The organism is Thiobacillus sp. (assembly GCA_024235835.1).
Lineage (GTDB): Bacteria > Pseudomonadota > Gammaproteobacteria > Burkholderiales > Thiobacillaceae > PFJX01.
Genome location: JACKLQ010000001.1, coordinates 570637 through 585512, shown reverse-complemented (window position 1 = coordinate 585512; position 14876 = coordinate 570637). Strand labels below are relative to the sequence as shown.

The following is a 14876-nucleotide window of genomic DNA, read 5'->3' as shown; positions in this document are numbered from 1 at the left end:
AGTGATCATGAAGAACATCACGGTTTCAATCGATGACGAGGTCTATCGCCAGGCACGCATAGCCGCAGCGGAACGGGATACCTCCGTGAGTGCCTTGGTGCGGGATTTTCTCGTCGGCCTCGGCCGTTCTCGTGGTGACGAGGTTGAAGCCGCGAACAGTCTGTTCGCAGCCCTGGATCAAGCCCGCGAGTTTCGCGCCGGTGACCGCTTGAGCCGGGACGAGTCCCATGCCCGCTAGCTTCGTCGACACCAATATCCTTCTGTACGCCATTTCCACGGACCCCGCCGAGGCCCTCAAGAAGCGGGTTGCCAGAGATATTCTTGCGGGCTCGGGCTGGGGTTTGTCCGTCCAGGTGCTGCAGGAGTTCTTCGTCAATGCCACGCGGGGTTCTGCACCTGCCATGACACATGAGGACGCGGAGTCCGCGATACGTCAGCTGGCCCTGCGTCCGATGGTGGAAAACGATGTTGCGCTGATGCTGGAGGCGCTGCGCGTCAAGGCGCGCTACCGGATAGCTTATTGGGACGCCGCCATTGTCGCAGCAGCAACACGCCTGGGCGCTACGGTCCTCTATTCGGAAGACCTGGGCGATGGCCAGGATTATGGTGGGGTGAAAGCTGTTAATCCTTTCGGTGCACGGCTGGCTTGAAACACCGCCCTTCGGCCATACCCATGTAACTGGCACAGCCTACAAATAGAAGCATGACCGAAGACACCACCCCCATCGAAGGCGAGATCGTCGGACCGGCCGAGGAGGGCAGCGGCACGCCCAACCTGCCGGCCCAGACCCTGCCTTCCGCCATCTATATCCTGCCCCTGACGGAGAAGCCCTTCTTCCCGGCCCAGACCCTGCCCCTGATCATGAACGAGGGGCCCTGGATGGAATCCGTGAAGCGCATCGGCGACGCCGGCCACCACCTGGTGGGCCTGGTGTGCGTGCATGGAGATTCCTCCGACGACGCCCGGCCGGAGGATTTTTATGGCGTGGGCACCCTGGTGCGCATGCATCACCCCATGCGCTCCGAGGGCAAGATCCAGTTCATCGCCGAAGGCATCACCCGCTTCAAGGTGCAGGAATGGCTGTCGCCCAAGCCACCCTATTTCGCCCGGGTGACCTATCCGGCCGAATCGCGCCAGCTCAACACCACGGAGGAGGAGACCAAGGCCTACGCCCTGGCCATCATCAACGCCATCAAGGAGTTGATGCCCCTCAACCCCCTTTATTCAGAGGAACTCAAGTTTTTCCTCAACCGGTTTTCGCCCAATGAGCCGGCCCTGCTCACGGACTTTGCCGCCAGCCTCACCACCGCCCCCAAGGAAAAGCTCCAGGAGGTGCTGGAGGCCTTCAACCTGCGCAAGCGCATGCAGAAGGTGCTGGTGCTGATCAAGAAGGAACTGGAGGTGGCCAAGCTCCAGACCCAGATCCGCGCCAAGGTGGAAGAGAAGATGACCCAGCAGCAGCGGGAGTTCTTCCTGCGCCAGCAGCTGAAGGCCATCCAGCAGGAACTGGGCATCGCCAAAGACGACCGCACCGTGGACCTGGACCTGTACCGGGGCCGGGTGAAGAAGCTGAAGCTGCCGCCCCATGCGGAGAAGAAGATCGACGAGGAGATGACCAAGCTCTCGGGCCTGGAGCACGGCTCCCCCGAGTACACCGTCACCCGCAACTACCTGGACTGGCTCACCTGCCTGCCCTGGGGCAAGTACACCCGCGACAAGCTGGACCTGGCCCGGGCCCGCAAGATCCTGGACGCCGACCACGACGGCCTGGACGACGTGAAGGAACGCATCATCGAGTTCCTGGCCGTGGGCGCCATGAAGGGGGAGGTGGCGGGCTCCATCCTGTTGCTGGTGGGGCCGCCGGGGGTGGGCAAGACCTCCATCGGCCGGTCCGTGGCCCGGGCCCTGGGGCGCAAGTTCTATCGCTTTTCCGTGGGCGGCATGCGGGACGAGGCCGAGATCAAGGGCCACCGCCGCACCTACATCGGCGCCCTGCCGGGCAAGTTCATCCAGGCCATCAAGGAGGTGGAGTCCCAGAACCCGGTGATCATGCTGGACGAGGTGGACAAGATCGGCGCCTCCTACCAGGGGGACCCGGCCAGCGCCCTGCTGGAGGTGCTGGACCCGGAGCAGAACAGCGAATTCCTGGACCACTACCTGGACGTGCGCTTCGACCTTTCGAAGACCCTGTTCATCTGCACAGCCAACCAGCTGGACACCATTCCAGCGCCTTTGCTGGACCGCATGGAGACCATCCGCCTCTCCGGCTATCTCATGGAGGAGAAGGTGGCCATCGCCCGCCACCACCTGTGGCCCAAACAGCTCAAGAAGTCGGGGCTCAAGCGGGGCCAGGTCAGCATCACCGCCGCCGCCATACGCAAGATCATCGAGGGCTACGCCCGGGAAGCGGGGGTGCGCCAGCTGGAGATGAACCTGGGCAAGGTCATCCGCAAGTCCGTGGTGAAGATCGTGCGCCAGGAAGCGGACAAACTCCACGTCAACACCGACAACCTGGACACCTTCCTCACCGACCCGCCCTACCTGCCGGAGAAGCCCATGACCGGCGTGGGCGTCATCACCGGCCTGGCCTGGACGCCCCTGGGGGGCGCCACCCTCACCATCGAGGCCACCAAGGTCCACACCCTCAACCGGGGCTTCAAGCTCACCGGCCAGCTGGGGGACGTGATGAAGGAATCCGCCGAAATCGCCTACAGCTACATCTCCAGCCACTTGAAGCTTTACCAGGCGGACGTGAAGTTCTTCGACGAGGCCTTCGTGCACCTGCACGTGCCGGAAGGCGCCACCCCCAAGGATGGGCCCAGCGCCGGCATCACCATGGCCACGGCTCTGCTGTCCCTGGCCCGCAACCAGAAGATCGATCGCCCCCTGGCCATGACCGGCGAGCTCACCCTCACCGGCAAGGTGCTGCCCGTGGGGGGCATCCGGGAGAAGGTCATCGCCGCCAAGCGGGTCGGCATCCACGAGCTGATCCTGCCCGCCGCCAACCAGCCGGACTTCGAGCGCCTGCCGGATTACGTGAAGGCGGGCCTGGAAGCCCACTTCGTCAAGCATTACCGGGACGTGGCCAGGCTGGTGTTTGCCGGCTGACATCCCATGTCCTGGCTCCATCCCAGCGGCGGCCTGGTCTATCACCTGCGCGCCTGGCGCCATGGCAAGGGCCTGTGGCGCCCTTTCCATGACCAGGTGCGCCAGTGGCTGTCCCGCTGGCGGCCCGCCGAGTCCCATCTGGTGCTGGTGGGCCCCAGCGGGGGCTACGCCCTGGACCTGGCGTTCCTGAGCCGCTTTGACCGCGTCACGGCTCTGGAGCCCGACGGCCTTGCCCGGTTCATCCTGTCACGGCGCTTTCCCGGCCTGGGCATTCGCTTCAATTCGGACTTCCAGGTGGCCCGGCCCCAGGGCTTCACTCGTCTTGCCCAGGCATATCCGGACGCCGCCTTCCTGTTCTGCAACCTGCTGGGCCAGCAACTGGTGGGGCAGCGCGCTGATTTTCAGCGCCGTGCCTGGCTGGGCGACATGGCCGGGGACCTGGCCGGACGCACCTGGGCCAGCTGGCATGACCTGGCCTCCGCCCACAGGGCGCCGGACGGTCGGGATTGTCTTCGCCTGGAAAAGTCCGAGCCCCTGGAGGACGTTCTGGGCCATTTCTGGCAGGGCGGTGAACTGGCCATCCACGACCACGAAGTCGGTGGCCTGGTGCCGGCGCTACCCAGGGAATACGCCCTCTGGCAGCTCAGGCCGGGCCAATACCATCTGGTGGAATGGCTGGCGTCCACGCCGGACGGGGGGGAGGAACTTGCATTTGTTCTGCGTCTCCCTAAAGTTCTATCCGGCAAGTGCCGATAGGTCAGGCACTCCCTCCAAGGAGTGTCTCCATGTAGTCACACCTCTCCCGGCCTCGCGCCGGGATTTTTTTGCCGGCTTCGCTGATCCCAATACTTTTGCGGCCCTACCGACCCGTGCCTTTCCGCCCAACGCTGCTCCCAAGACTCAAGGATCGCCAGCCGCGCATCCCCGCCACGGGCCTGCTCATCGCCGCAAACTGCCTGGTCTTCGCCGCCATGGTATGGGCTGGGGCAGGGTATTGGCATACCTCCAACGACGTCCAGCTTGCCTGGGGGGCCAATTTCGGCCCCGCCACCAAGGACGGAGAATGGTGGCGCCTGGGCAGTGCCCTGTTCCTGCACTTCGGCCTGTTCCACCTGGGCATGAACATGCTCTCGCTATGGGACGGCGGCAGACTGGTGGAGCGGATGTACGGCAGCGGCCGGTTCTTGCTGGTGTATTTCGCCTCCGGTCTGGCGGGCAACCTCCTGTCCCTCATCATCCAGGGCGACCGGGCCGTTTCCGGCGGCGCCTCGGGCGCCATCTTCGGCATCTACGGCGCCCTCATGGTCCACCTTTGGCTGACCAAGCACAGGAACGAATCCCGCGAACATCGGCAATTGCTCTGGGGTGCAGCCCTATTTTCCGCCTTTGCCATCCTGCTGGGTTTCACCATCGAGGGCATCGACAACGCCGCCCACATCGGTGGCCTGCTGGGCGGACTGCTGACTGGGGTGGTCCTGGCCAGGGCAAGCAATGGCGATAGGGTCGCGCCTGCCCGTAGCCGTTGGGCGGCCGCTACCTTGTTCTCGCTATGGGTTGTCCTCATGGTCGGGTTCATGCCCCAGCCCCGTTACCGCTGGAGCGAAGAAGTCCAGGCCCGGGGCGAAATCCACGCTTTTATTGGGGAAGATGCCCGCATCGCCGCCCAACTCGAAGCCATCCTGGGCAGCGCTCGCCAAGGGGCCAGCTTTGACGAACTGGCCGGCCGGGTCGAATCCAGCGTCGCCAGCCCATACGCCGACAGTTTCCATAGCCTGTCCAGGTTGCACCTGGACCCCACCGCGCCCTCGGCCTCCGCTCTCGCCCGGGTACGCCAATACGCGGAAGAGCGGCGCGACGCTTCGCTAGCCCTGGCGGAAGGCCTGCGTGCCAAGGACTGGGAGCAGATCAGGGAAGCCCTGGAGAAGGTCACCCAGGCAGGCCGACAGGCCGGTGCGAAAGCAAGGAGCCAATCCGAGGACCAGATTGGTGAGCCGGCCGAATAGAATGAGGGCGTAACTGCTGATCTGCCAAGGCAATTACATGCAAAGCTAACCCTTAACGCTTTCCCCAACTCTAGTGAACTGCAACGGGTGGGCAGGTCACATCGGGCAATTGGCATGTACCCCCTGGTGATGATCTAGAGTTCTACTATCAACCTGCCCAGGTCAGTAACAGCTTTTCGTAATCCCCCAGAATCTTCTCCCAGGTAAAGGCTTCTGCATGGCGAGCCCGGCTTGCCGCCTGCAACCGGCCTAACAACTCTGGGTCGCCCAGCAGACGCGTAATGGCCTGGGCACAGGTTTGCGCATCCTTGAAATACACCCCGGCAACCCCCGCCACCCAGCGGTTATAGGGGTTGTCGTGGCCCAGAACCCCATTGCCCGCACCCAGCGCTTCCACCAGGGAGGGATTGGTGCCCCCCACCTGGTGGCCATGCACATAAAACCGGGCATGGAAGCGCAAGGCCTGAACAACCGCCTTGTCGTAGATGGCGCCAGGGAACAGCACTTCATCCGATGCTGCATCCTTAACCGCCCTTTGGTAAGCATGGTTCGGGTCGTACTTGCCCAGCACCACCAGCTTGCAATTCCGCTTTTCACTCGACCAGGCCTGCACCACTTCCAGAATCGAGTTTTCCGGCTCGGCCCGGGCGATAAGGATGGCATAGGTACCGGGAGTCAGCCCATATGGCGCAATGGGCTCCGGGCTGGCTATATCCACTCGGTCAGAGCCATAGGGAATCATGGTGATCTTGCCGAGGCGTACCCGGGTACTGAGATGGCGCTTGATTTCAGGGTGGTCTGCAACCAAATGGTTGCCCAGCCAGCAGCCAGCCCAGTCGTTAAGCCAGAACCATAGCTTGGCAACACTACCCCATTTCTGGCGGCGCCACTCCACACCATCCATATTGATGACGTTGCGCAAGCCCTTGAGGCGGTACAACGCGGAGAAAGCCGCCGTGTTGTAGCCCAGGGTCAGCAGCAGACCTTTTTCCCTTGCAGCATGCACGGTGGATTTCCAGTCGAAAACAATAGTGCCGGCAGCCCCCTGGGTGGCAACGGGCATGCGCACCCGGCGCACGCCATGCCAGTCATCCTCAAAAACCGGGCCGGTGCCGTCTTCCTGGCAATACACCGTCACCAGCCAACCGTGATCCACCAGATAAGGCGCCAGATGTTCGGCGAAGGTTTCAAAGCCACCATGGGCAGCGGGCACGCCACGCGTGCCCAGAATACGTAATACTCGTTCATTCATTGAGCGGGATTTCCAAAAACATCACGTACTTGTTCGAGGAAACTGAAGCCCATATTTTCAGTCGGCTCTATGAAAGACCCCTCCCCGTACTCATTCCAACAACAAATAACCCCCATACCTCGAGTTATTGTCGGATTGGAATCAATAAATGCCTTAGCAGCCTCCAAATGTTTTCTGAACTCCACAGGCTTGGCCAAAGAATTGTCATGCCAAGGGTCTTTGCTCCCCCCCCAGGGACGTTTGTCCCAGCCAGACGTCATTGGAACAATTAGTGGCAGGTTTCCCACCTCAGCAAATCGTTTCCAATGCCCTCGATACCCTTTATCAAGCTCTTCATAACTATGGGAAGGCAACAAATCGTTTGGCCCACGATGGAAGTTATACGCAGAGAATGCCTCGTAACCTGCAGCCTTAGCATATGAATTAATCATCGGCGTGCTAGCGCCTGTTCCAGCAACAAAGTTTATACCGGGGAAGCCTGCTGCCCGAGCCAATTCTTGTGCATTATCGAATAATTCTTTGGTTGATATTCCAAAAGAAGCCGCTTGCTGCTTTAGATAATCCGCATAAAAAATGTATACGACGGGTTTTTCATCTAAACGGAAAAACTCTGGGCGTGGGAAGTAATATTTCACCCAATATTTGACCATCGATTCCCAATGCGCTTTACTTTTAAGCGCTTTGCCATGATTGGACCAGAGAATGGAGAATTTCACGCGATCACGGTTAGGCGCACGTAAATAAGCTGCAAGCGCATGTTCCAGATATGCCTTGTTATCTGAACCAAAATACCAATCAAACACGACATAATCAATACCGTAGGAATGCATCCAATCGAGTTGCTGGCGCATTACATCATCGTTGCTTTCGTCATACCAGCCTAGCAATGGCTTCCGATCAGGAAATTTTGTTATTGGCAACCATGGATAATCAGAAGGTGCGCCGAGTTGTTTGTTTTTCCATCCGGGAAAATAATAAACACCAATCTTATAGGTTGAGTTAGGTAAGGCACTGCCAGAGTTTTCAGTTGCACATGCAGGCAACATAGTTGCCAGCATTAACACCAGCCACCATTTAAAAACATTCTTCATAAAGCGCCTCCCCCAATTTGCGTCAAGTACTGTTTTCTTACACGGTGCGCTGACTCCTGCCAGCTGAATTGTTTCGATTGAAGTAAACCCTGACTGACAAGCCTAAGAGCCAAAGATGGATTACCCAATACCTTACGCATTGCCTCTGTCAATGCGGATTCGTCATTTGGCTCAACAAGCAGTCCGGCGTTCCCCACGACTTCTGGCATTGACGTAGAGTTTGAGCACACAACGGGCACCCCAGAAGCTAGTGCTTCTAATGGCGGCATGCCAAATCCCTCAGCAAGCGCTGGGTAGACAAACAGAAGAGCATTGCGGTAAAGGGCGGGTAATTCCCGATCATCGGCATCCTCAAATATTAAAACTTGGCCCGAAAGATCTAGCCTACTTACTTCTTTGAATAACTCCCCGTAAGAAAAATCCCTCTGCCCAACGATAACTAGTGGCGGGGCATTATTGCCTAATTGTTTATAGGCACGCACCAGCATTGCATGGTTCTTGCGTGGCTCTAGTCGGCCCACGCTCAATATATAATTACGCGGGCTTAGGCCGCGCGCCATCACATGCTCATACCCTGCATCGCCAGGGAAAAATCTATTAGGATCAGCTGCATTAGGTATCACAGTAATTTTGTCAGCAGTCACATCATATCGCCGAGCAATTTCATCTCGGGAATACTCGCTAACAGTGAATATATGCGCAGCTTTTTTTGCCGAATACCGCATAAAAATCATTGAGCGCAGACGAAAAAAATACTGGAAGAATTGTGGGTGCGACTCGAACAATACATCATGTATTGTTACCATTCCTTTGCAATCAAAGAATATAGGCAGAATATATTGTGTGTGAATAACATCTAGACTGTATTTTTTCTGCATATCTGGCAGCTGTTTAATCAAACGTGCAACGGGATTTGTATGTGGCATTCTTACCCGTACAACATTGAAGAAAGAAAACACTGGGGATATGTTTATCAACTCATCTGGATTGTCTAATAATAGATAGAACTGTATATCCGGTGACTGCCGGATAACTTCTGCAAATAGCTCTAACACATGCGTGCGTGAACCTTGGAACTTTCCATCTACTACGTGAAAGTCAATTCCTACCCGCAGGGAAAAAGAATGGCTCACTTAAATTCCCCTGCCTGTGTATTTGGCACCTTTTCTGACCTAAATCGCTCGACCTCACTTAGCATCACGCCAATCAGCCTATTTACCTGTAAAGACACGAAAATACTTCGCACCTGAACCCGCTCCATATCGTAATCACCAATCGGAGCATCGAGACCATCTAATACCGCCGCAATAAATGCCTCTGACGTATCCGCACGGCGGAAATGCTGGGTTACCTCTTTTGGCAAACCTGCTAGCCCCTGATTGGTAGATACCAGTTGTGCCGGGCTAAACAACATCTCCACCGTTTTGATATTGACACCGCTACCCGCAAACACAGGATTCACCAGTACCCGCGAACTTTTCAGCAACGGCGCCATGTTTTCTGGGTTGGCGACCAACTTCACCTTCAAGCGTGCGGTGGCGTCCACGATCTGCGCCACAGGTCTGGAACCTGCGACACAAATTCGCAGACTAGGCCGAATCACACGTAACTGACTAACCACCTTCTCCAACCACCAGAGCACACCATCCACATTGTTTGGCGTGTTCAGATTCCCGAAATAGAGAACGTCAATAGAGTCATCATGGGCGGCAGAACCGCTCATTGCCCGGACAAAATCATCATCGACTAGGGGCGGCAACCATTCCACGTGCTTATGCCCTTGCGCTTGCCAGAATTGCAGGTCATCCAGAGAAATATCAAATACGCGCTTGGCTGCGCGGATGATCCCCCGCTCAAACCGTGCAAGGCCAACCAGATTGGCCAAGAGCCCGAGTCGTCGAGATAAGTTCAACTCCCGTTCATATTGCTCACGCATGTACCGATGCTCAATGTTGTGGGAGCGAAACAGCAGAGGCACTTGAAGCCGCTTGCTCAGCCACAACGCCACAGCCCCTCCATAAAGGCCATCAAGCAAGATTGCATTGGGCTTAAAAGCCTGCGCCCATGAAATCAGCGCCGCATGATCGGTGGTTACCCAACGTGCAGCTGCGTGCGAGGGCATGCGCCACAAATTCAGTAAACGCGAGAACACTTCGGAGAAAGAGCGGCGAATTGGCTGCACCTTTACTTGAGCGCACACGTTACCCAATTCACCCAATAGATCCGCTGAAGGCGGTTGAGACCGCCCCACGTCATACCAACACAGCAGCGCAAGTTCCACGCCCCCCGCTTTCAATGCCTGCAAACGGCGCCAGACATCTACCCGACCACCTGAGTTCGCAGGCAGAGGAATATCACTGGCGATACAAAGTAAGCGAATGGGGGTTAATCCCATGGGAGTGGTTTAAAATCAGACACTTGAATTACTCCCAGAAAGGCCCAAAAGGATGCCTTGAAAAGCTGCATAGGCATGCTTGAAACGGCCTTTAAGCATCAGCTTGATCGGCTGTTTAATTGCGTTCACAAGCACCAGGGGCATGTAATAACCCGGTAGAAAACGGTGAGCAAACAATAACCGACTCCGGTTTAAGTGCTTGAGCGACAGCGCCGATCCACCTGACGGATCGGTACCAATAGAAGCCCCTTCCTTGTGCAGGATCACGCAGGATGGTGCGAAACCGAGTGGCAGAAGGCCACGTGCCTGTTCTGCCCAATCCAGTTCCTCGTAATAAAGAAAGTAGCGTTCTGAAAGCAGGCCCACGCGGTCCAGCCATGCCCGAGTGGCGAACATCGATGCCCCCAGGACATAGGCCATTTCCGCCTCAACTTCAGCTACAAAAGCGGCATCGCTGCGTACCTCCGTTAATGGCAGGAATGCGCGCAGATGATGTGTCTCAGCGGTGTATCGATTGACGCCTCCCCCACCCAAGGCCTGCACAACATCTGGGCGGTCGTGATAAACCACGGTACAGCCCCACAGCCCCACCTCGGGACGTTGCTTGGCTGCCTCGCAAAGCGCATCGAGGGCATCCGTGCGCACTTCGGTATCGTTATTCAACAGCCAGAAATAGCCGATGCGATTGTTCCGCTGTGCCAAGCGCAGACCAACGTTATTCCCTGCCGCAAAACCCAGGTTGCCCTGGTTGTCCACCAATACGATAGGCGCTTGGCATGAACTGCCTGCCTCAATGGCCACCCGGTCTGTTTCGGCTAGTGACAAATCAACGGTTCGCCCCCATCCGCACCATGCTTCTGCATAACGAGGCAGGCGCTGGTTTAGCCCTTGGCGCAATTGTTCCAGTGAGGCATCCGTTGATCCGTTGTCACACACCAGCAACTGGTCGAACGGAGTATTCATGGCAAACAGGCTGTCGATACAGGTAAGCGTGTCACGCCAGCCGTTGTAGTTGAGCAGAACGATGGCCACACCCTGACCTGCCAATCCAGCGGGTGAGGCGCTCACACCCCTCTCCCCAAACGCCTGTAGGTTCCCCACATGTTGCGGAGTACGGGTAACCAACCGCCACGGGTAGCACACTTTAAAAGTCGCAGGCCTTTGAAACGCGGCCAGACACCCCGTCGCAAAAACAGTGCAAACAACCGGCCGAGTACAACACGCTTTCGGGTTAGCTGGTACGGCTGCATGAGTGCAACCTCTGCCACAGAACTTTCCTCAACGTAGAGCGCACCCGCCAGAATTGCAGCACTGACAATTTCCTCGCCCAATGTGGTTCGGCTCAAAATCAGGCTGCGCCCTTCCCGTTCCGTGAAATCGGGGTAGCCACTTGCCCCATACCAGGCATCGGCACAAACCACATCTGCAAATTCACCTGTACCGTCCGGACACAATTTGCAACGCAACTGCAAATGCTTGCCGAGTATCTTTCCCCATGAGCTGTTGTAATCCATGGTCAATTCAAGACCGTCACGCGTCACCGCAGTAGCGAAACCAGGCCATCCGTTACCCCGGTAGTTGAATCGCACCAGTTCCTTAGCTTCAGTACCTAACGCTGCCAAGACCTCATGGGTGCCGACTAGGCTCGGCACACCGGCACACATAAAGGAAACCATTGCCACCACTTGGCTTGCTCGTTCAGGCTGTACATGGATAAAAGCCCGCAGTGCAGCGACATCGCAGGGCTTACCCACAAAGGCAAAGCGTTCGCCGCTGGCAAACAGGCTTTCGATATCCTCCAGCGGAGCAGCTGGAGCATAGCGCGACCCTGCACCAGTCAATATCTCGGCACGGGTTCGGCTTATGCGCCGGACATTCAGCAAAGGGTCATTCGGCGACACAGCGACATGGGCGACGAAATCCGCTCGGCCGGATTCCACTAAGAAAACCAGTAGCGCAGAAATTCCGCCGCCAGAAGAACCCCGGAAGCGGATTTCGGTATCCGTAGCCCAGCCTGTGCGGACAAAGTGAACCGGCCCCCATTCTGAATGTATCTGCTTCCCATCGGGTCGAAAGTCATCTGGCAACTGCAAGTGCACGCCTGGGCAGATTTTTGAAAATACACGCAGTTCCAAGTCTGAAAGCGCACCACTCATGACCGGACGGAGACAACCATCCGCACCCAACTGCATGTGAACCTTGCCAATGGCACCGTTTGCCGCACAAGCGCCGCAGCCCATGCAAAGACCTGTACTGACAACCTTATCGATACTAATGAGCATGGTTGCCCTTGAACAAACCAGCCAAAAAATCTTCGTAACGCTGAAGTTTTTCTTGCGCCAACGCATTTCCCTGGGCCACTTCGTCGCGAAGCAACTGCCGATTATCCAGGCCATGCAAGATTTTCAACCAAGCCTGTTCAGCGTCTTCCGCCTTGAGATCGGCGATATGCATGTAACCCAGTGAGTTGAACAAGCCATTGAATTTACGGCTGTAGGCCTGGGGTACCACCGGCACTCCGGCAGAAAATGCCGCAATGCAGGCATGCATACGCGCACCTGTAAAAAAATCCATGGCCGCGATATAGCTTTTGGCAGCACTCGCCGAACTGAAGAGCGGTGCAACAATTACCCGAGGGAAACGCGCTTGGAGCTTGAGTAAAACGGCATAGTCATCCTCTACAGGCATGCTTTCTGATTGCACATGGGCAACCAGATGAACCTCGCAATCTTCCCTGGCGGCGAGGCGCTCAACCAGAGTCTCAATGAATTTCTTGTATTCCAGTTTCAGTCCGAACTGATTGTTCCGGGTATAGCCCCCGTTATAGAGCAGGCCAGAAACATTCACGCCCACCCGTATCTTGGGGGAGGGTGTCAATACCAGCCTTTGAAATGGCAACCTAAAAGCCACGTCCGTCACTTGCTCAGCATTGAACGTCAAGCCGTTTGCAACCAAATAGGACTGCGAAAGGCCATCCCGTGTGAAGATTCGGGTCGCTCGTCGCATCAACCAAGCGGCGACAGTGCGGCACCAACGGCGTTCAAATGGCCCAATCGTCTGTGGACAAAGTACAAGTTTTCGATTTGCGACGAGCGCCAACAACTTCGTGAACGATAAAAAGAAAAAGCGTTTTTCACCATAAATATCCGAGAAGCTGTCTCCTTCCCCAATATCAAGCACCACATCACATGTTCGTAGAAACTGAAAATACTTAGACTTACCCAATAGCATACGTTTTATCGACAGTGGGTCGGCAAAAGTAAGTTCATACCCTCCCTGGTCGGCAGGAATTCTTCCATTATTTGGGCAGAATTCAACGAAACGAACATGCATATTCGCACGTTCGGCTGCACGCTTGGCGATAGCCATATTGGATTCAGCCAAAGCACGCACACCCAGGTTATCGGAAGCAATGGTTTGCCATGCGACACCTAACACTAAAGTTTTATAATTCATCTTATTTAAATGGTTGACTTGTATTTGAGGGCAAGCTGGCCGCACAAGCCAAACCAACGAACAAGTAAAATAATGGGAAATTATGCGGTGTACCGAGAACGGCTTTGACTGACCAGAAAGCAACCAAACCCGTACCAATACTGGCATAGAGCCATGCACGCTTTGGATCTTGATCGCCAATCAAGCGAAGACTCTTGATAAATGCGGCAAGTGCTAGGGAAATTAATATTATCAAATAGGGGACACCCGACTCAAGTGCCGCCGCCAAATAATAATTATCAAGCGTGATAATGTCATATGTATTGGCGAATCCTAAAGTGCGGGCGCCAAGGCCGGGCCCATACCCAAGAAGGGGTTCTTTTGCAACCAAAGGAAGGCCTTGATCAAGCATTTGAATTCGCGCTAAAGAACTACCATATTCAACATTCGTGCGGCCTTTTAAAATTTCCTGCATAGGCCCGGAAAATAACACTGCCGTAAAAATCGCCAACGGAAATAAAAATATTGCACCAATCATTGGCCAAGGATTCCGCCCGCCACTTTTTGCATTACGCAAAACAGCAATAAACAACAAGAGTGCCAAAACAATCATTGAAGCAGCCAGTGACGAACGAGAGTTGGTAAAAACAAGAGCTCCACCAGCCAAGGCAATAATCATTGCAATAAACCAGCGTTTCTTGCGTAACACCAAAAAACTGGCAATAGCCCATGGCAAAATTGTTACGATAAATTCCGAGAAGGTGAGTGGGTGATCAAACGCTGATTGCGATCGATAAATGCCACCACGAAATTTTGCCGCAGTTACCAAACTGGCCTGAACTGGGTCAACTATATCCAAAGTACTAATGCTTTCAAAAAGATTTCGTTTGAACATGACCTCTGGTACGGCATACAAGCTGGTTACAACAAGCGCGGCAAGCAGCCAATTCATAATCGTGCGTACATCTTCACCACATCGCACCATCGACATAACAACCGGCAACAAGATGTAGTAGGTGAGAAAATCATCAGTAAACCGGAAAAAGGAAAAAAGCGGCTCTTCAGAGGTAAAGACCGTAACAAATCGCCATAAAACCAAACTCACCCATAACCAAACTATGGTTCTATTGTTTACAAATGAAACATAGAACTGCCGACGCATTTCGCCACTCTTAACCAAAAAAGCAAACCACAAAACCAAGAAAATTATATACAGAATCTTTTGAGGGTGCTTTACTGGTAATGCTTCAATTGGAATGAATACGTTTTTTGGCCAGGCGAAATAGAGAAATAGGCAAAGACCAAGAGTGCCTATGAAATACCTATAAGGTACCGACTTTACCGATGGCAACGCCAACAACACTGCTCCGCCGATAGGGAGCAGCAATAGCATTGAAAAAACCATTGAGATAGTTAAAGGCAACAATGCCACTGCAAGACCAACAAGTGGTGCTGCTATCATAAACAATAAGATCAATGGGATTTGGTTTGTTGATTTGATCATCGGTGCATGGTTTGTTAAAAAAACCTAAATTAATGATACTTCACGATATTCACCATGGCATTTGCATTGCCATTGGCAATGGTTCTC

At 55.2% G+C, this 14876-nt stretch carries 13 protein-coding genes; 5 read left to right on the top strand and 8 right to left on the bottom strand.

Annotated elements, in window-relative coordinates:
• Nucleotides 1–7: 7 nt before the first annotated feature.
• The 5 genes from H6935_02880 to H6935_02860 all read left to right on the top strand — a co-directional run bounded on the left by H6935_02880 (nt 8) and on the right by H6935_02860 (nt 5112).
• Nucleotides 8–238, top strand: a complete 231-nt coding sequence (locus tag H6935_02880) for a hypothetical protein (GenBank protein MCP5277287.1) — start codon at nt 8–10, stop codon at nt 236–238.
• Nucleotides 228–650 (top strand): PIN domain-containing protein, encoded by a 423-nt coding sequence (locus H6935_02875; protein ID MCP5277286.1) that lies wholly within the window; start codon nt 228–230, stop codon nt 648–650. The genes H6935_02880 and H6935_02875 overlap by 11 nt, the downstream gene beginning before the upstream one ends.
• Nucleotides 651–703: 53 nt before the next feature.
• Complete coding sequence (lon, locus tag H6935_02870; GenBank protein ID MCP5277285.1) at nt 704–3109, top strand: endopeptidase La; 2406 nt, start codon at nt 704–706, stop codon at nt 3107–3109.
• Nucleotides 3110–3115: 6 nt separating this feature from the next.
• Nucleotides 3116–3865, top strand: a complete 750-nt coding sequence (locus tag H6935_02865; protein ID MCP5277284.1) for a hypothetical protein — start codon at nt 3116–3118, stop codon at nt 3863–3865.
• A gap of 215 nt (nt 3866–4080) precedes the next feature.
• A complete protein-coding gene (locus H6935_02860) occupies nt 4081–5112 on the top strand; it encodes a rhomboid family intramembrane serine protease (GenBank protein MCP5277283.1) in 1032 nt (343 codons plus the stop codon).
• A gap of 148 nt (nt 5113–5260) precedes the next feature.
• On the opposite strand, the gene H6935_02855 is transcribed toward H6935_02860, so the two are convergent.
• From H6935_02855 to H6935_02820, 8 genes are all read right to left on the bottom strand, one after another.
• On the bottom strand, nt 5261–6364 hold the full coding sequence (locus H6935_02855) for a DUF1972 domain-containing protein (protein ID MCP5277282.1): 1104 nt from the start codon (nt 6362–6364) through the stop codon (nt 5261–5263).
• Nucleotides 6361–7455, bottom strand: a complete 1095-nt coding sequence (locus H6935_02850; protein ID MCP5277281.1) for a glycoside hydrolase family 99-like domain-containing protein — start codon at nt 7453–7455, stop codon at nt 6361–6363. Before H6935_02850 ends, H6935_02855 begins: the two co-directional genes overlap by 4 nt.
• Nucleotides 7452–8588 (bottom strand): glycosyltransferase family 4 protein, encoded by a 1137-nt coding sequence (locus H6935_02845; GenBank protein ID MCP5277280.1) that lies wholly within the window; start codon nt 8586–8588, stop codon nt 7452–7454. Before H6935_02845 ends, H6935_02850 begins: the two co-directional genes overlap by 4 nt.
• A complete protein-coding gene (locus H6935_02840; GenBank protein MCP5277279.1) occupies nt 8585–9850 on the bottom strand; it encodes a glycosyltransferase in 1266 nt (421 codons plus the stop codon). Before H6935_02840 ends, H6935_02845 begins: the two co-directional genes overlap by 4 nt.
• Before the next feature lie 15 nt (nt 9851–9865).
• Entirely contained in the window at nt 9866–10918 is a 1053-nt protein-coding gene (locus H6935_02835; protein ID MCP5277278.1) for a glycosyltransferase family 2 protein, read from the bottom strand.
• Entirely contained in the window at nt 10915–12006 is a 1092-nt protein-coding gene (locus tag H6935_02830) for a Coenzyme F420 hydrogenase/dehydrogenase, beta subunit C-terminal domain (protein MCP5277277.1), read from the bottom strand. The genes H6935_02835 and H6935_02830 overlap by 4 nt, the downstream gene beginning before the upstream one ends.
• Nucleotides 12007–12121: 115 nt before the next feature.
• Entirely contained in the window at nt 12122–13306 is a 1185-nt protein-coding gene (locus H6935_02825) for a polysaccharide pyruvyl transferase family protein (protein ID MCP5277276.1), read from the bottom strand.
• Between the two features lies 1 nt (nt 13307).
• The gene (locus H6935_02820; protein ID MCP5277275.1) at nt 13308–14789 is read right to left on the bottom strand and encodes an O-antigen ligase family protein; all 1482 of its coding nucleotides are present in this window, start codon (nt 14787–14789) and stop codon (nt 13308–13310) included.
• Nucleotides 14790–14876 lie beyond the last annotated feature (87 nt).

What these genes read in the sequence shown, in the direction of transcription:
- H6935_02825 (MCP5277276.1), bottom strand. Translation starts at nt 13,306, where the DNA reads ATGAATTATAAAACTTTAGTGTTAGGTGTCGCATGGCAAACCATTGCT.
- lon (MCP5277285.1), top strand. Translation starts at nt 704, where the DNA reads ATGACCGAAGACACCACCCCCATCGAAGGCGAGATCGTCGGACCGGCC.
- H6935_02850 (MCP5277281.1), bottom strand. Translation starts at nt 7,455, where the DNA reads ATGAAGAATGTTTTTAAATGGTGGCTGGTGTTAATGCTGGCAACTATG.
- H6935_02820 (MCP5277275.1), bottom strand. Translation starts at nt 14,789, where the DNA reads ATGATCAAATCAACAAACCAAATCCCATTGATCTTATTGTTTATGATA.
- H6935_02840 (MCP5277279.1), bottom strand. Translation starts at nt 9,850, where the DNA reads ATGGGATTAACCCCCATTCGCTTACTTTGTATCGCCAGTGATATTCCT.
- H6935_02855 (MCP5277282.1), bottom strand. Translation starts at nt 6,364, where the DNA reads ATGAATGAACGAGTATTACGTATTCTGGGCACGCGTGGCGTGCCCGCT.
- H6935_02880 (MCP5277287.1), top strand. Translation starts at nt 8, where the DNA reads ATGAAGAACATCACGGTTTCAATCGATGACGAGGTCTATCGCCAGGCA.
- H6935_02875 (MCP5277286.1), top strand. Translation starts at nt 228, where the DNA reads ATGCCCGCTAGCTTCGTCGACACCAATATCCTTCTGTACGCCATTTCC.
- H6935_02860 (MCP5277283.1), top strand. Translation starts at nt 4,081, where the DNA reads ATGGTATGGGCTGGGGCAGGGTATTGGCATACCTCCAACGACGTCCAG.
- H6935_02865 (MCP5277284.1), top strand. Translation starts at nt 3,116, where the DNA reads ATGTCCTGGCTCCATCCCAGCGGCGGCCTGGTCTATCACCTGCGCGCC.
- H6935_02830 (MCP5277277.1), bottom strand. Translation starts at nt 12,006, where the DNA reads ATGAGTGGTGCGCTTTCAGACTTGGAACTGCGTGTATTTTCAAAAATC.